Origin of the sequence: Lentzea sp. (assembly GCF_035525475.1) — a bacterium.
Lineage (GTDB): Bacteria > Actinomycetota > Actinomycetes > Mycobacteriales > Pseudonocardiaceae > Lentzea.
Window position 1 is genome coordinate 1 of sequence record NZ_DATLEC010000198.1, and the last position, 16398, is coordinate 16398.

Here is a 16398-nt window from a genome sequence, read left to right on the forward strand (position 1 = left end):
GTGATCGGCATGAGCTGCGCGGGCCGCAGTTCGGGCACCAACGCCACCAGTTCGTCGGCCAGGGTCTCCGCCTCGACGTGACCGACGCGGATCGTGCTTCCGGTCTGCGTGCACACGAGCGCATCGCGGCCATAGACCAACGCCACGGCGCCGGTGCCCGGTGTCACGAGGTCCACCGCGGCGGTGTGTTCGCGCAGTGCTGTCACCAGTTCCGCCGCCATGCCGACCGGGCCGTGCGGCTCGGCGAGCCCGCGGGCCTGCAAACCATGCCCCGCCTCTGCCAGGAGGGCGGCGCGTTCGTCCGCTCGCCTGCCGAACGACGGCACTCGCAACGGGAACGGCCAGCGCACCCCGGCATGGGTGGCGAGGAGGTCCATCTCGACCAGGTCGAAGGCGATCACCGTGCCGCCTTCCTGGCCTGCTCGGCGTCGGTCTCGGTGTAGGTCGTGCCGATCTCCGCGAGCATCCGCCGGAACTCGCGCACCTCCCGTTCGGCCGCGCCCACCTCGCCCGCGAGGCCCGAGCCCGCCGCCTTCAGCCGGTGCGACAGGTCCTGGGCGGGCGGGGCGGTGCCGAGCAGCGGCTGCCGCTCGGCGAGCCTGCTCGCGGTCGCCACCAGGTCCGCGGTCTGCTCGGCCAGCCTGGCCAGGGTCCTGATCCGGTCCTGCAACTGCTCGGGAGAGACCTCGTAGCCGGTCACCGCTCCTCCCCGATGACTGCCGGAGACACGCGCCCGGTCACCGCGAACAGGTCGTGGTCGAGCGTCGGCATCTGGTTCTCGTGGTGCTGGTCGTCGTCCTTGCGCCCACCGGCGGACGGTGGCGCGGCCATCCCGTTGTTCTGCGCGGACGCACGGGTGTCCGATACGACCGGGCCCGCAGCGGAGACGACTCCGTTCCGACCGACCATCACGCCGGTGCGAGTTCCTGGGCTCAGCGGCGGGCTTGCCGCGGCCACCGGTCCCCGCGCCGGCGGCGCCGAGCCGACGAGCCGTTGCCACGGCACACCACCCGAGCTCGGCGTCCTCACCGGTGCGGTGGCCGCGCGAGCAGCCTGCGGGACAGTGGACCGCGCGGTGTCGATCAGGCGGCTGCTGCCGTTCAAACTCGACTCGTAGGTCTGCATCGTGCGGACGGCCTGCGCCTTCTGCTGGTCGGCCGCGGCGGCACCGAAGTAGAAGTAGAAACCCGAACCGGCGGGCGCACTCGGCAGGGCGAACGGGGCCGGAGCGCTCGGCAGTGTGAACGGAGCCGGAGCACTCGGCAGCGCGAACGGGGCCGGAGCACTCGGCAGCGCGAAGGTCGCCGGGAACCCGGCGAACGCCGCCGCGGTCCCGTCCGGTGGCGCCGGCATCGCGGCCCTCGCCGCGGCCAGCGCGTCGGCCGAGTCCTGCGCGGCCCGCTGCCCCGCCGCCGCCAGCTCGCTGATCCTCCCGACCCGCTCGGCCAGCGCCGCCAGCCGTGAGGCGGCCTCCTCGGCGGCGGCCCCGTTCCACCCCTCGAGCAACGCGGCCCGTTGTTCCCTCAACACCTCCCCGTGCGCGTCCAGAGCGGAGCGGTGGCGCGTCCACTCGTCGGCGACCGTGCTCACGTCCGCTACATCGGCGTCCTGCCACAGCATCCGGTGGAGCTCTTCGTGGCTGTACGCCTCCCAGTTGTTCTCGCTGGGTGACTCGTTGCCTGACACGGGACGAACGATCACAGCCGGGCCAGGAAGACGACCAGGCCAGACGACCGGCCACTTGTGGCCGGTAGGTCTGATCAGCGCGAACGCGCGAGATGCTCCTGCAGCCGGGCGTGCCGGAACTGGTAGACCGCACCCGCCCGGCGCAGCACGCCGCGCCGGTACGCGTCGGCGAGGAAGTCCGGCAACCGCCACGGCAGGCGTCCGGTCAACGGCAACCAGACGCGCGCGAACACCACCCACTGGCCCCACGCGGTCAGGCTCAGCACGTACGCCAGCCCACCCCCGATGCCGCCGACCAGCCCGATCGCCAGCGCCGTCGCCGGGCTCCACACCGCCGGCCACCGCAACGCCGCCAGTCCGCTCACGACGACCCCGGTGACCGCCACGACGAACACCGCGAACATCGGCACCATCAACGCCATCAGGACGAGCACCGCACGCCGGTTGGCCTTCAGCAGCCCGTCGGGGCTCAACGCCGCCCGGACGTCCAGCGGCGCCTCCAGCGCGGCGACCACGCCGAAGACCAGCGCGGCACCGAGCCCGAACACCAGCGCGAACGCCGCTATGTCGACCGCCACCCCGGAAGTCAGCTGGAACAGCGGCATGACCAGCCAGTACGCCAGCGCGCGCACCAGCCCGTACGCGGCACCGACCGCCCCGCCGAACGCCAGCCCGAGCAGGGCGCGCACCCACACCCGCTTCCCCATCCGGCCGCGCAGCCGCAGCCGGGTCCGCACGGGTCGCAGAGGCGTCCTGCGCACCACGAACCGGTTCGCCACCCCGAAGAGCACCCCGGTGACCAGCCCGATCATCACCGCGAAGAGCCATCCCCGCACCGACAGCTCGCGCAGCAGGACGGTCTCGACCGCCAGGTCCGCCACACCGACCGCGACCCCGACCGCCAGCCCCGTCACCCGCGCCGACGTGCCGAACTGCCACCACGCGACGTCGTGCGTGCCGAGCCGGGTCAGGTGGGAGGCGAGGTGCACGAGCCAGGGCCGCACCCGTTCGGCCTCCGAGGCGCCGTAGACCGCGGGTACGAAGCTGCCGAGCAGGTGCCGTTCGACCTCGTCGGGCGTCTCCAGCGACAGCATCGCCGCCGGGTCGTGGTCAGGGGTGTCGCTGTAGACGCGCCGCGCCAGGGACACCATCAACGGCGTGGTCAGCACCTCGGCCAACGCCCCGCCGGCGCGCACCTCGTCGAGCACGGGCTTCCAGACGCCGGGCTTGCGCGTGGTGCGCGGGAGGTAGTCCGCGAGGTCGTCGCACGTCAGGTCCTCCAGCACCACGGCGGCCGCCGACGTCAGGACGTCGGTGCCCTCGACCGCGTCCCGGTACTCGTCCACCCGGCTCGTGAGCAGCAACGGCAGCGTGGTGGCGTTCAACGCGGTGAGCGCGGGCCGGTGCAGTCCGGCCGCGATCTCGTCGAACCCGTCCAGCACCGGCAGCACCCGCTGGGAGTCGACCAGCGCCGACGCCAGCGTCCCGCTCGGTCCCGGCGCCGCGAGGAACGGGTGGTCGCGGATCAGCTGCTCGGCCATCCAGTCGCGCAGGCCGGCGCGTTCGGGGTGCCACGAGCCGAGGCCGAAGATCACCGGCACCGGGTCGGACGCGTCCCCGCCCTTCAGCAGGTCCAGGACGAACCGCGTGGTCAGCACCGTCTTGCCGGACCCTGCCCGCCCCAGCACCACGAGCCGCCGCGACGACACCGCCCGGTAGACCTCGACGACCTGGTCCAGCCGTCCGGCGAGGTCCGTCTCGCCGCCGACGTTGAGCCAGCTGTCCATCGACGTCGCGGGCGCCGCGGCCCACCGCACCGGCAGCGGCACCGGGTCGTGGACCTGCCGCTGCTCCTCCTCGCGCCGCCACCGCGCCTCGATCGCGACCTTCAAGGTCTCCACGGCCTCGTGCAGCGGATCGAACCGCACGGGCTCCACAGCCACCGGTTCGTCACGGCCGGCCGCCGCGAACAGCTCGGCACGCTCCGCTCCGGAGAGTTCCAACGCGTCGGCCAACGCGCGCACGGTGCCCATGCGCGGATCGGTCCGTTCGCCGGTTTCCAGCCCACGCACCGTGCGGGTGCCGACGGCCGCGCGGTGCGCGAGCGCCTCCTGGCTCAATCCCGCCCGCTGCCGCCACCGACGCAGCAGTAAGCCGAACTGGCTCGCCACAACCGCCCCCTCGTCCGGATGATCAGCAGCGTACCGAGACCGCCCGGTTCCGTGGCCGATCTCGCCGAGGTGGGGGAAGATCACGGACGTGCTCGCGCAGTGGCTCCACACCGTTCCACCGCTGCTGGTCTACGTAGTCGTGGGCCTGGTGGTGGGCATCGAGAGCGTCGGGATCCCGTTGCCCGGCGAGATCGTGCTCGTCGCGGCGGCCCTGATGGCCTCGCACCACGACGGCGTCTCGCCGCTCGTCGTCGGCATCGCCGCGTCCGCCGGGGCGATCACCGGCGACAGCGTCGGCTACGCGCTGGGCAAGCGGTTCGGGCCGCGGGTCTTCGGGTGGGCGGGGGAGAAGTTCCCCCGCCACTTCAGCCCCGCCAAGGTCGACCGCGCCAGGGCCGTGTTCGGCCGGTTCGGCGCCTGGGCGGTCTTCTTCGGCCGTTTCGTCGCGCTGCTGCGGATCCTGTCCGGTCCGCTCGCCGCCACGATGGGCATGCACTACGGGAAGTTCCTGCTGGCCAACGCGGCGGGCGGCATCGCGTGGGCCGGCGGCACGACGGCGGCCGTCTACTTCGTCGGAGAGGCCGCCGAGCACTACCTCGCCGAGTTCTCGTGGGTGGCGCTGCTGGTCGTGCTGGTGGCGGTGGCCGGGTTCAGCGTCCGAGCCCGGCTCCGCCGTTCACGCCGATGACCTGGGCCGTGATGTGCCCGGCCTCGGGCGAGGTCAGGAACGTGATCGCCGCCGCCACGTCCGCCGGGGTACCCGCGCGGCCGTTCGCCGGGGTGCCGACGAGCTTCTTGCGCCGCTCTTCGCTCAGCGTCCCGCCGAAGAACTCCGTGTCCTCGACGACGCCGGGCGACACCACGTTGACCGTGATCCCCCGTGCCCCCACCGCGAACGCGAGGTCCGCCGTCCACGCCTCCACCGCCGCCTTGGCCGCGCCGTAGGCACCCGATCCGCGCCGTCCCGCGATCGAGCCGATCGTGACCACACGGGCGTTGTCGGCCAGCCGCGGCTCCAGCGCCGTCGTGACGAGCACGGCGCTGACCACGTTGGACTCGTAGTTGGCGATCCACAGGTTCCGCACGTCGGCCAGGTTCTCCGGCGCGGGCAGGCGGCGGGTCATGTTGCCGCCCGCGTTGTTGACCAGAACGTCCACAGAGGACGGCAGGTCGCTCAGCGCCGCCTCGACCGCCTCCGGGTCGGAGGCGTCGAACACCACCGCCCGCGCGCCGACCTCCTCGGCCGCCGCCTTCAGGACGTCCTCCCTGCGGCCGGTGACCACCACGTCCAGGCCCTGCTCCACGAGCCGGGCCGCCACCGCCTTGCCGATGCCCGTACCGCCACCGGTGACCACTGCTGTTCGCGTCATGTGGTTCTTGATAACAGCGCGAAACCCGCAGGTCGATCGGCCTGTCAGCCCAGCGGGGTTCACGTCTGTGACTACGCTGTTCAGACCGACCTGACTGGGGAGATTCCCGTGGAAACTCATGTTCTCGACACCGGCGGAGCCGCCATCACCTACGACGTGAGCGGCGAGGGCCGCCCGTTGATGATGATCGGCCAGCCCATGGACGCCAGCGGCTTCACCGCCCTGCGCACCCAGTTCCCCGACCGCAAGGTGATCACCTACGACCCGCGCGGCATCGGCAGGAGCACCCGTTCGGACGGTCGCACAGACAACACGGCCGAACAGCAGGCGGCCGACGTGCACGCGGTGATCCAGGCCGTCGGCGGCCCGGTCGACCTGTTCGCGTCCAGCGGCGGCGCCGTCACCGCACTCGAGCTCGTGGCGACCTACCCGGACGACGTGGTCACCCTCGTCGCGCACGAGCCGCCGATGATCGGCGTGCTGCCCGACGCGGAGGCCGCCCGCCGTGCCCGCGACGGCTTCACGGAGGCCTACCGGACCAAGGGCTGGGGCGCGGGCATGGCCGCGTTCATGCAGATGAGCTCGTACCAGGGCGCGTACACCGACGAGTACTTCGCCCTGCCCGCACCGGATCCCGCGCGGTTCGGCCTGCCGTCCGGGGACGACGGCAAGCGCGACGACCCGTTGCTGGGCACCGCGTCGCTCGCCATCAGCGACTACTACCCGAAGCTCGACGCGCTGAAGGCCGCGCCCACCCGCATCGTGATCGCGGTCGGCGAGGAGACGGGCGACGCGTTCACCGCGCGCACCGCCATCCACACGGCGAAGCTGCTCGGCCAGGAGGCCGTCGTGTTCCCCAGCCACCACGGCGGGTTCATGGGCGGCGAGTTCGGCTACGCGGGCAAGCCGGAGGAGTTCGGCGTCAAGCTCCGCGAGGTGCTCGGCTGAGGACGACGCCGGCGGCTCGGTCCACGCCGCCGCTCTTCCCGATGGCGGCACGCATCCGGTCGAGGTTCCGCCGGATCGTGCCGTCGGCGGCCACCCGTTCGACGGCCGCGCGCAGACCGGCGTGATCGGTGACGTGCTCGCCGAGCCCGAGTTCGGCGACCCGGTCGGCGTTGGCCACCTGTTCCGGCGTCTGCGGCACGACCACGAGCGGCACGCCCTGGTGCAGGGCCTCCATCGTGGAGTTCATGCCGCCGTGGCTGATGAACACGTCGGCGTGCCCGAGCACCGCGGGTTGCGGGAACCACGGCCGCACGTCGAAGTTCTCCGGCATCTCGCCCACGTCCCGCGCGGTCATCGCCACCTGCCACCTGCCGTCGCCGAACTGCTCGGCGCACGCTCGGTACAGCCTGGCGTCGCTCATGATCGACCCGAGCGAGACGTACAGCAGCGGCAGGTCCGTCCGGCGGGGTTCCCACTCCTCGTCCAGCCTCCGTCCGAGCACGGGACCGACGAAGTGGAAGGAGTCGTCGAACGTCTCGCCGAACGGCTGGAACTCCTGCGGCAGGAACACGATGCTGCACGCTTCCGGCGCGTCGACCGTGCTCCACGGGTCGAGCTCGACGCCGTGCTCCGCCGCGAACCGCGCCGTGTCCTCGCCCAGGTACGAGTCCAGGTCGACGTCCATCACCTCGTGGTGCTCGTTGGACGCGGTGTGCGGCAGGGTGCGCACAGCCGGCAGGCCGAGCTGCCGCGCGACGAGCCGTGCGGGCCAGTTCGTGCCGTCGTAGCAGATCAGGCCGGGCCGGTCGGTGCGGCAGTGTCCGAGCAGGACCGGGTAGGTCGCGGCCATCGCCTGGAAGTAGTGCCGGAACCACTCGTCGATCGGGTTGGCCTTGACGGGGCGGAACTCCGGCAGCGCGGGCAGTTCCACCCACCGCGCGCCGGCTCCGGTCACCGCCTCGGCGTGCTCGGAGCCGGTCGCGTAGCGGACCTCGGCACCGCGTCGCACCAGTTCCTCGACCACCGCGAGGGTCGGCGTGACGTGGCCGTGACCGGCGAGCGTGACGAACAGGATCACCATGCCGCCGATCCTGCCGAACGGGGTCAAGCGCTTTACCGCAGGAAGGCCTCGACCACCTCGGCCACGCGCAGGCCGCTCTCGAAGTCCGCGAGGTCGCGCGGGTGCTCACCGCGCACCGCCTGCGCGAACAACGTGAGCCGCGAGTAGTCGGACCCGGTCTGCTCCAGCTCGACCGGCTCCCACGCGCCGCCGTCCGAAGTGGACAGCTTCGCCCACTGGTCGAGCCGCAGCGACCGTCCGGTGCCCCACGCGGTCCACTCGTAGATCTCGGGCCCGGCCAGTCCGGAGAACGCCGACACGTGCACCGGCACCCCGCTGCCCCGCAGCACACCGCGTGCCGCCACCTCGGCCGCTCCCGGTCCGGGGAAGTCCGCCGACACCGACTCGACGGTGAGCGGCCCGAGCATCCGGTCGGTGAGGTAGACGAAGTGCGACAGGACCTCGCGCACGAACCCGCCCTGCTCCGAGCGCGACAGCCACGCCGCCTCCGCCTGGAAAGCCCTGGGCCAGCACGGGAACTGCAGACGGATCTCGACACCCCGCAGCTCGCCGAGCTCCGGCAGCCGTCGTTCGATCTCGAGCGTGGCGACCATGTCCGACAACGCGAAGTTGACCGCGTTGGGCCGTCCCCTGGCGGCTTCGGCCATCGCGCGGGCCTCGCCGAGGTCGACGGCGAGCGGCTTCTCGCAGAACACCGCCTTGCCCGCGTCGAAGGCCTGGAGCACCAGCGAAGCGTGGGAGGCGGGCGGCGTCGAGACGTACACGGCGTCCACATCGGACAGCACCTCGCCGAGGGAGGTGACGACGGGGACGTCGAGCGTGCGGGGTGCGACGTCGACGCCCGCGACGACGGTGTACCCGGGATGTGCCCGCGCCGCCGTCAGCATCCGGGTGCCCATGGCTCCCAGGCCGACGACGGCGAGGCGGATCGGATCAGCGGTCATGGGCCTATTCTGCCGGTGCCCACGCCTTCGACAGCTTCACCCGTGAGCCGGTCTGCAGCAACGACCCCGTGTAGAGCCTCGACGCGACGAGCAGGATCGCCACGACCGTCGCCGCGAGGACGCCCATCGACACCAGCGCCTCCCACGGCTGCGCCTGCTCCGCGAACATCCGCACCGGCATCGCGACGCCGGCCGTGAACGGCACGAACGACATCACGGCGAGCACCGCGGGGTTGTCGAAGAAGAACTGCACGCCGAAGTATGGGCCCATCACCGCGAGCATCACGAGACCCATCGTCGAGCCCAGGTCCTCCTGGCGGCTGACCAGCGCGCCGGCGACCGCCCACATCGACGAGATCAGCACGAACCCGAGCATCAGGAACGGCACGAACCAGCCCAGGGCGGGCACCACCACCGCCAGCAGCTCGGACAGCCCGGCGACCCGCAGCGCGATCGGTGCCGCGAGCGCCAGCACCACCACCTGCCCGAGCGTGAGGACCACGTGCCCGAGGATCTTGCCCGCGAGCAGCGCCCGCACCGGCACGGTCGACACGAGGATCTCCACGATCCGCGTCTGCTTCTCGGTCACGGTGCTCTGCGCGATCGCCGCGCCGCCCATGCCGAACATCAGGAACACCAGCCCGAACACGAGCACCGTGACGAACCGCTGGTCGGAGTTCACCGCGGAGGGGTCGAGCAGCTCGACCGGCGGCGATGCGACGAGCTGGCGGATGACGTCGTTGGGCGGGTCGTTGAGCGCCAGGACCTTGATCCCGCCGCCGTCCGGCACGACCGCGGCCTCGACCTCGTCGGCGCGGACCAGGTCGGAGGCTTCCTGGACGCTGCCGACCTCGCGCACGTCGAGCTGCTTGTCCTGCACCACGCTGACCGCGGACCCGACGGCCGCGACCTTCGGGTCGTCGCCGCCGAACACCGTCGGGAGCACCGTGAGCGCGAACAACCCGGCGATCGTGGCGAGGAACCCGATCCAGAACCCCTTGGTGGAGACGAAGGTCTTCATCTCCCGTTCGGCGACGAGCCAGGTCGCCTGGGCGAAGGACGCGCGTGCCACGTCAGATCACTTCCTTGAAGATCTCGTCGAGCGTCGGGACGACCGGGGTGAACGAGCGGACCTCACCGCGTTCCAGCGCGGCCTTGAGCACCTGCTGCGGCGCGGACTCGAACACGGCGCGCGGCCCGTCGAGCTCCAGGATCGTCACGCCGGGCACGTCGCGGACCCAGCCCGCGTCCTGCGCGACGACGATCTCGTAGCGCTCGCCTGCGTGGCTGCGGCGCAGCTCCTCGCGCGAGCCGTTGGCGGCGATCCGTCCCTTCGAGATGATGACGACGTCGTCGCAGAGCCGTTCGACGATGGCCAGCTGGTGGCTCGAGAACAGCACGGGCACACCACTCGCGGCGCGCTTGCGCAGCACGTCCAGCACGGTCTCGACGGCGATCGGGTCGAGACCGGAGAACGGCTCGTCGAGGATCAGCACGTCGGGGTCGTGCACCAGCGCGGCGGCGATCTGCACGCGCTGCTGGTTGCCGAGCGACAGCTCCTCCAGCCGGTCGCCCGCGCGGTCGGTGAGCTCCAGGTCGGCCAGCAACGCGTCGGTGTTGTCCTGCGCCGTCGTCCTGTCCATCCCGTGCAGGCGGCCGAGCCAGGTGATCTGCTCGCGCACCTTCATCTTCGGGTAGAGCCCGCGTTCCTCCGGCATGTAGCCGAAGTCCGGCCGGTTCCGCGGCTGGATCTCGGCCCCCTTCCAGCTCACCGAACCCCCGTGCGCGGCGAGCACCCCCAGCACGATGCGCATCGTGGTGGTCTTGCCGGAACCGTTGGCGCCCAGGAACCCCGTCATCCGGCCGGGCCGCACGTCGAAGCTGACGTCGTCGAGCACCCGGTGGTCGCCGAAGCTCCGGCTGATCCCCCTTACAGTCAACATGGGAGAACGGTATGCGGGCGCGTCTGAGATCGCGTCCGTCGCGCGGCATCATCCTCGCGGAGGACTCTGTTCGGACTAACGCGCGTCGGCCGTGACCCCCAGGCGGTGCGCTCCTGTGTAGACGTTCATCGACGAGCCGCGCAGGAACCCGACCAGCGTCACGCCCATCTCCTCCGCGAGGTCGGCGGCGAGCGACGACGGTGCGGACACCGCCGTGAGCACCGGGATCCCCGCCATGACCGCCTTCTGCACCAGCTCGAACGACGCCCGGCCGCTCACCATCAGCACGGTGCTCGTCAGCGGCAGCCGTCCAGCCCGCGTGGCCCAGCCGACGACCTTGTCGACGGCGTTGTGCCGGCCGACGTCCTCCCGCAGGCACAGCAGGTTGCCCGCGGCGTCGAAGAGCCCGGCCGCGTGCAGACCGCCGGTGCGGTCGAAGACCCGTTGCGCGGCACGGAGTTTCGTCGGGAACTCCGTGACCGCCTTCGGGTCGAGCCGGATCGGGTCGGCCGCCACCTGCCAGGTAGCCGTGGTGCGCACGGCGTCCAGGCTCGCCTTGCCGCAGAGTCCACACGAGGACGTGGTGTAGAAGTTGCGCTCGATCGACGGGTCCGGTGACGCGACGCCCTCGCCCAGGCCGACGTCGAGCACGTTGTAGGTGTTGCCGCCGTCGGCCGTCGCGCCCGCGCAGTAGCGGATGGAGGCGATGTCGGACGGGGCGCGCACCACGCCCTCGCTGACGAGGAAGCCCGCGGCCAGGTCGAAGTCGTCACCCGGCGTTCGCATGGTCACGGCGAGGGCCTTGCCCCGCACGCGGATCTCCAGCGGTTCCTCGACGGCCAGCGTGTCCGGTCGCGCGGTGGCCGCGTCGTCCACCAGCCGCACCACGCGCCGCCTGCTCGTCACTCGTCCCATCACAAGCCTCCCCGCAGATCGCGACGCACTCGTCGAGCAGGCGCCGCAACACCTCGTCCCCGGTCATCGCCCGCACGGCCCTGGCCACGACCCAGTCGCGCGGCCACCACCTGGGCGCGCCGATCCCGGCCCTGCGCACGCAATGCGCGATCAGCCGGTGCCCCGGCGCCTTCTCGGTGCCGATCACCCTGGTGGCGAACGGCAACAGCTTGTGCCGCCCGTCCTCTGTGGACCGGTCGTTGACGCACCTCGCCACGCACGCCAGCACCGGGTGCACGCACGCGGGCCGGTCCGACCACACCTCGCCCGCGAGCAAGGACGTCAGTTCCATCAGGCAACAGCCGTCCGCGGGCGTCCGGTGCCAGCCCTTCGCGAGCCTCGGCACCCGGCTCACAGCCGCGGCCTTCCCGGCTGCGACAGGTGCCCCGTGAGCACCGCGCCCGCCAGCCCGAGCACCCCCGCCGCGACGAACGCGAACGCAGGCCCCTGCGAGGCGAGGACGACAGCGGCGATCAGCGCACCGACGGCCTTCGCGGTGTAGAGCACGCCGAAGTTCTGCGCGCCGTTCGTCTCACCGAAGTACTCCCTGGTGACACCGACGAGCAACGAGTAGCAGCACCCCGTGCCGAACCCGGCGAGCGTGGCGCCGATGACGAGCCCCACGACGTTCTGGGAGTACAGCAGCACGAACTGCGCGAGCCCGCCGGTCACCAACGTCCAGACCAGCGCCTTCCGGCGGCCGACCCGGTCAGAGATCCACCCGACCAGCACACGCCCGGTCCCCGTGGCCGCGGCCAGGATGGCCAGCGCGACCGCGCCGAGCGTCCTGTCACCCACGAACAACGGCAGGTAAGCAAGGTCGTAGAGCGACACCGCCGCCGCGAACGCAACACCGCCGTACAGCCACCAGAACGTGCCGCACTGCACGGCTTCCCGAGTCCGGAAATCCTTGAGCGCAGCCCGGTTGGGCACCCGCGCACGGTCCAACGCCCATTCACGAGGCGGGATGTGCGGCGGCCACCAGTGCTCGGGCGGATCCTTCATGAGGATGCCCGCCACCGCCACGACAACGGTGACGACAACGGCCGCCTGCAACAGAAACCCATCACCGAAGAAGAACCCGGCCGCGATCACAAAAGGCACCGCACCGTAAGGAAACGCCGCACTGACGAACGCAACCTTGCGCGTGACACGCTCCGGATACCAGCGCACAACCGTGCCCAAGCACGTCGAGTACACCAGCCCGGCGCCGATGCCCCCAAGCACCGAGTACCCGACCAACTGCCCTTGCCCGAGCGTGAGAAGCCCTGCGCCGCAAAGGAGTGCACCGATCCACATGGCGCCGGTGGGCGTGAGTCTCCCCTGCTGCCTCAACCAGGCAGCGGGAAACGCCGTGCCGGCCTGGCACACGGTCCACAACGCCAAGGCCCAGAACAACTCCGGCACACTCCACCGGCCCTGCAACTGGGGAATCAGCGCACCGAACCCGTACTGCCCGATGCCGGCCGCGAGCATGGCGGCCCACGCCGCCCACAACACGGCGCGACGCGACCGCCCCGACACCTCGACGTCGGTCTCCCCCACCCGGTAGAGCCTGCCGACGTGATCACGCACGTAAGTCGCGACTGGCATGCCCTTCACCCCGTCCCGAGGATTGCATACAGTATTCGGTAGGCTATACCACGGGAGGCCTGATGAACATGCCCTGGACGCTGGCCCGCCAGACGGCCCGCGCCGCCACACCGCTGGAGACCGTCGAACTCCCGCTGCCCGACGCCCTCGGGTTCGCGCTCGCCTCGGGGGTGCGCGCCCTGACCAGCCAGCCGACCTGCGACACCTCGGCGATGGACGGCTACGCGGTGGCCGGACCTGGGCCGTGGACGGTGGTGGGGCGGGCGACGACCGGCGATCCCGTGCCTGACGTGCGGCTTCGGCCTGGCGAGGCGTTCGGGGTGGCCACGGGTGCGCCGGTGCCTTCCGGCGCGGACTCGGTGGTACCGGTCGAGCGGTGCACGTTGGTGGGCGCCCAGCTTTTGTCGGAATGTCAACATTGCGACAACCGGGGTTCGGGCGTGCAAGCCCGAGACGCGGGCGAGGATCGGCCATCGGGCGGTGAGCACCAGCCCACCACCGCCAGAGGCCTCCCCCGCCCAGATCGGCACCACCTCGCCAGCCAATACCCAGGCCACGACCTGCCGGCCGCCCCACACCTCCAAGGCGAACACCAGCCCGCCAACGGCAAACACATCCGCCGCCGCGGCGAAGACTGGTCCGCAGGCGACGAACTCGTCCCCGGCGGCTCCACCGTCACCCCAGCAGTCCTGGGTCTGGCCGCGGGAGCCGGCCACGACACCCTCCTGGTCCACCGCCGCCCCCGAGTGACAGTGCTCGTCACCGGCGACGAGCTCCTCCACCAAGGCCCACCCCGCCCGGGCCTGGTCCGCGACGCCATCGGCCCGATGCTCCCCGGCCTCCTCAGTGGAGCCGACCTGCTCGGCACCACCCACCTGCCCGACGACCCGGCCGCCTTGACCGACGCCCTCGCCCAGGACCGGGCCGACGTCGTGGTGACCTGCGGCGCCACCTCGGTGGGCCCGGCAGACCACCTCCGCCGCGTGCTGGAGTCCCTGAACGCCGAAATCCTCGTCGGCGGCGTCGCCTGCCGCCCAGGCCACCCGATGCTGCTCGCCGTCCTCCCCGACGGCCGCTGCGTCGTCGGCCTGCCCGGCAACCCGTTCGCCGCCCTCGCCGCGGTCCTGACGTTGCTCGGACCGCTGCTCGACGCGCTCGGCGGCCACGCCGAACGACCGGCCATCACCGCCTGGCTGCCCGATGTGAACGCTCACCCGCGCGACACCCGGCTGATCCCCGTCGTCCGGTCCGGCACGGGAGTCGTTCCCGTCGGCCACGACCGGCCCGGCTCGCTGTGGGGTGCGGCGCTCGCCGATGCGCTGGCGGTCGTCCCGCCCGGTCACGCAGGCGGAGAGGTCGAGATCCTCACTTCCGGGAGTTCCAGCTGACCTTCGACGACCCCGGTTCGGGTGGGTCCTTCACGACGACCCGCACCGGCGTCCCGAGGAACGAGCTGAACCGCGCGACGTGGTCGGCCAGCAGGCCGACGTCGAAGCCCGGCAGCGGCCGCACCTCCACGTCCACGGAGTTCTTCTTGATGACCCGTCGCCACAGACCGGCGATCTGGCCGTCCTCGATGATCGTCGCGTAGAACATGCCGTTGTACGTGGAGATCGGGATCTCGCCGTAGCGGGTGAAGAACGCGCTGCGGTCCTTGTAACCGATCACCAGCTCGTCGTACGCGGGCAGGAGGAGCGCGCCCGAGGCCGGGGTGAGGTCCGGCGGCAGCCAGTACTCCTTGCCGTCGAACTCCTCGCGCACCAGCGAGGACTTCACCGCGTCGAACCCGCGGGTCGCCTCGCGGACGCCGATGCCGCACCAGTTGGCGAAGTCCGTCAGGGTCGCCGGGCCGTGGCTGCCGAAGAACCGGGAGGCCAGCACGGCCAGCGCCTCGTCGCCCTCCAGCGAGCGCTGCTCGGGTGCCCACTCGTCCAGCAGCACGAAGGTCTGCTCCTTGCCGCGCGGCGGGCCCGGCACGACCAGGCCCTCCTGGGCGAGGTTGAGGAACGTGAAGTAGCTCTGCTGCCGGTCGTCCGGGATGCCGACGTCGGCCATCAGGTCGATCATCTCGCGCCGCGTGAGGCAGCCGCCGCCGGTCAGCGCCTCCACGAACGTCTTGCGCGCCAACGACATCAGCTCGGGCGTCATGTTGTGGTACTGCCACGCCTTGGGGGTCTGGCGGGCGAGGTAGCGGGCGCCGAACAGGCCGAGCATCCACCGGACGTCCTCGGCCAGGACGTAGTGGATCGTGCCGCGCAGCAGCCAGGTGCGGACGACGCGGCCGGACTGCAGCGCTTCCTCGACGTCGGCGATCCGCCCGGAGGCCGTGCGCAGGCCCAACGCCCACAACGACTGGCCGTAGTCCTGTCCCTGCATCGCTCCCAGCGACCGGACGACGTCCTCCGCCGACTGAAGCTGCCCGATGTTGCCGAGGCGCAGCGCCGCGATGTCCATCGGGCCAGTCTCACCGCTCCCGCTCGAGCCGCGCTCGACTGGGCCAGCGGCCCGTGTACCCCTCGGCCAGGAACTTCGACCCCGCCTCCGACCCGGCCACGGACCTGAGCTCGCCGAGCTGCCGCCGCACGTCGAAGTCGGTCGCGCCGGGCAGGGCGTGCAGCATCGTGGTCATCCAGTACGAGAAGTGCTGGGCCTTCCAGACGCGGTCCAACGCGCGCGGCCCGTACTCGTCCAACGCCCCGGAGTCGTTCTCGAGGAGCGCGCGTTCGATCAGCTCGCTGAGCACGGTCACATCGGCCAGTGCCAGGTTGAGGCCCTTCGCGCCGGTCGGCGGCACGGTGTGGGCGGCGTCGCCGGCGAGCAGCAGGCTGCCGTGGCGCATGGGTTCCGCGACGAACGACCGGAAGCGCAGCACCGTCTTCTCGGTGATCGGTCCTTCCTTGAGCACGAAGCCGTCCGGACCGGCCACGCGCGCCTGCAGCTCCTCCCAGATCCTGTCGTCCGGCCAGTCGGCCGGGTCGGTGTCCGGGGCGCACTGGAAGTACATGCGCTGGTGGGTCTCGGTGCGCTGGCTGATCAACGCGAACCCGCGCGGCGAGTGCGCGTAGACGAGCTCGGGGGCGCTGCGCGGCGCCTCCGTGATGATGCCGAACCAGGCGAACGGGTACTCGCGCGAGCTGTGCCTGCGCACCGACTCCGGCACCTCTGCCCGGCAGGCCGAACGCGAGCCGTCCGCGCCGACGAGCAGGTCGCAGCGCACTTCCTGCCGCTTGCCATCGCTGTCGGTGAACCGGATCGCGGGCCCGGTGACGTCGACCGACGTGTCGCTGACGCCGAACCGCACGTCGCCGTGGTCGCGCTCGCGGGCGTTCGCGAGGTCCACGAACACGTCGGTCTGAGGGTAGAGCCACACCGACTCACCGACGAGCGCACGGAAGTCGACGCGGTGGCTCTCGCCGCCGAACCGCAGGTCGATGCCCTCGTGCGGGTGCCCCTCGCGCAGCACCCGGTCGGACACGCCGGTGTCGGCGAGTAGCCGCGCGCTGTCGGCCTCCAGGATGCCGGCGCGGACCGTGTTCTCGATCTCCCGCCGCGACCGGTTGTCGATCACCACGCTGTCGATCCCGTTGAGGGACAACAGGTGCGAGAGCATCAACCCCGCCGGTCCGGCACCGACGATGCCGACCTGGGTGCGCGTCATGAGGGCTCCTCCACGAGCGGAACGGGAAGCAGTGCCGGGAGATCGGCGAG

At 71.7% G+C, this 16398-nt stretch carries 16 protein-coding genes; 3 read left to right on the top strand and 13 right to left on the bottom strand.

Going from position 1 to position 16398, the window contains the following annotated elements; genetic code table 11:
- The 4 genes from VM306_RS30985 to VM306_RS31000 all read right to left on the bottom strand — a co-directional run.
- A partial coding sequence (locus tag VM306_RS30985) for an ESX secretion-associated protein EspG (protein WP_325521302.1) occupies positions 1–401 on the bottom strand: 401 nt, incomplete at its 3' end.
- A complete protein-coding gene (locus VM306_RS30990) occupies positions 398–700 on the bottom strand; it encodes a hypothetical protein (RefSeq protein ID WP_325521303.1) in 303 nt (100 codons plus the stop codon). The genes VM306_RS30990 and VM306_RS30985, both read right to left, overlap by 4 nt.
- Positions 697–1686, bottom strand: a complete 990-nt coding sequence (locus tag VM306_RS30995) for a hypothetical protein (protein WP_325521304.1) — start codon at positions 1684–1686, stop codon at positions 697–699. The genes VM306_RS30990 and VM306_RS30995 overlap by 4 nt, the downstream gene beginning before the upstream one ends.
- 74 nt (positions 1687–1760) lie before the next feature.
- Complete coding sequence (locus tag VM306_RS31000; RefSeq protein ID WP_325521305.1) at positions 1761–3857, bottom strand: helix-turn-helix domain-containing protein; 2097 nt, start codon at positions 3855–3857, stop codon at positions 1761–1763.
- A gap of 88 nt (positions 3858–3945) precedes the next feature.
- Here VM306_RS31000 and VM306_RS31005 point away from each other — a divergent pair, with 88 nt between their 5' ends.
- The gene (locus VM306_RS31005) at positions 3946–4545 is read left to right on the top strand and encodes a DedA family protein (protein ID WP_325521306.1); all 600 of its coding nucleotides are present in this window, start codon (positions 3946–3948) and stop codon (positions 4543–4545) included.
- Here VM306_RS31005 and VM306_RS31010 read toward each other — a convergent pair.
- Positions 4508–5227, bottom strand: a complete 720-nt coding sequence (locus VM306_RS31010; protein WP_325521307.1) for an SDR family oxidoreductase — start codon at positions 5225–5227, stop codon at positions 4508–4510. The two genes, VM306_RS31005 and VM306_RS31010, sit on opposite strands and share 38 nt — an antisense overlap.
- Positions 5228–5335: 108 nt before the next feature.
- On the opposite strand from VM306_RS31010, the gene VM306_RS31015 reads away from it, so the two are divergent.
- Entirely contained in the window at positions 5336–6175 is an 840-nt protein-coding gene (locus VM306_RS31015) for an alpha/beta hydrolase (protein ID WP_325521308.1), read from the top strand.
- Here VM306_RS31015 and VM306_RS31020 read toward each other — a convergent pair.
- The 6 genes from VM306_RS31020 to VM306_RS31045 form a co-directional block, all read right to left on the bottom strand.
- Positions 6150–7256 (bottom strand): macrolide family glycosyltransferase, encoded by a 1107-nt coding sequence (locus VM306_RS31020; RefSeq protein ID WP_325521309.1) that lies wholly within the window; start codon positions 7254–7256, stop codon positions 6150–6152. The two genes, VM306_RS31015 and VM306_RS31020, sit on opposite strands and share 26 nt — an antisense overlap.
- 32 nt (positions 7257–7288) lie before the next feature.
- A complete protein-coding gene (locus VM306_RS31025) occupies positions 7289–8200 on the bottom strand; it encodes a Gfo/Idh/MocA family oxidoreductase (protein ID WP_325521310.1) in 912 nt (303 codons plus the stop codon).
- A 4-nt stretch (positions 8201–8204) separates the two neighbouring features.
- Positions 8205–9272 carry an ABC transporter permease gene (locus tag VM306_RS31030; RefSeq protein WP_325521311.1) on the bottom strand — a complete coding sequence of 356 codons (1068 nt, stop codon included), beginning with the start codon at positions 9270–9272 and terminating at the stop codon, positions 8205–8207.
- A 1-nt stretch (position 9273) separates the two neighbouring features.
- Positions 9274–10143 carry an ABC transporter ATP-binding protein gene (locus tag VM306_RS31035; protein WP_325521312.1) on the bottom strand — a complete coding sequence of 290 codons (870 nt, stop codon included), beginning with the start codon at positions 10141–10143 and terminating at the stop codon, positions 9274–9276.
- 75 nt (positions 10144–10218) lie between these two features.
- Positions 10219–11058, bottom strand: coding sequence for a formate dehydrogenase accessory sulfurtransferase FdhD (fdhD, locus tag VM306_RS31040; protein WP_325521313.1), 840 nt, complete (start codon positions 11056–11058; stop codon positions 10219–10221).
- A 390-nt stretch (positions 11059–11448) separates the two neighbouring features.
- Positions 11449–12690 (bottom strand): MFS transporter, encoded by a 1242-nt coding sequence (locus VM306_RS31045; RefSeq protein ID WP_325521314.1) that lies wholly within the window; start codon positions 12688–12690, stop codon positions 11449–11451.
- A 62-nt stretch (positions 12691–12752) separates the two neighbouring features.
- Between VM306_RS31045 and VM306_RS31050 the strand changes: the two genes are divergently transcribed.
- The gene (locus VM306_RS31050) at positions 12753–14078 is read left to right on the top strand and encodes a molybdopterin molybdotransferase MoeA (protein WP_325521315.1); all 1326 of its coding nucleotides are present in this window, start codon (positions 12753–12755) and stop codon (positions 14076–14078) included.
- Here the strand turns inward: VM306_RS31050 and VM306_RS31055 are convergent.
- Both VM306_RS31055 and VM306_RS31060 read right to left on the bottom strand, forming a co-directional pair.
- Positions 14056–15144, bottom strand: coding sequence for a winged helix DNA-binding domain-containing protein (locus VM306_RS31055; protein ID WP_325521316.1), 1089 nt, complete (start codon positions 15142–15144; stop codon positions 14056–14058). The genes VM306_RS31050 and VM306_RS31055 overlap by 23 nt on opposite strands.
- A 10-nt stretch (positions 15145–15154) precedes the next feature.
- Positions 15155–16348, bottom strand: a complete 1194-nt coding sequence (locus VM306_RS31060; RefSeq protein ID WP_325521317.1) for a 4-hydroxybenzoate 3-monooxygenase — start codon at positions 16346–16348, stop codon at positions 15155–15157.
- Positions 16349–16398 lie beyond the last annotated feature (50 nt).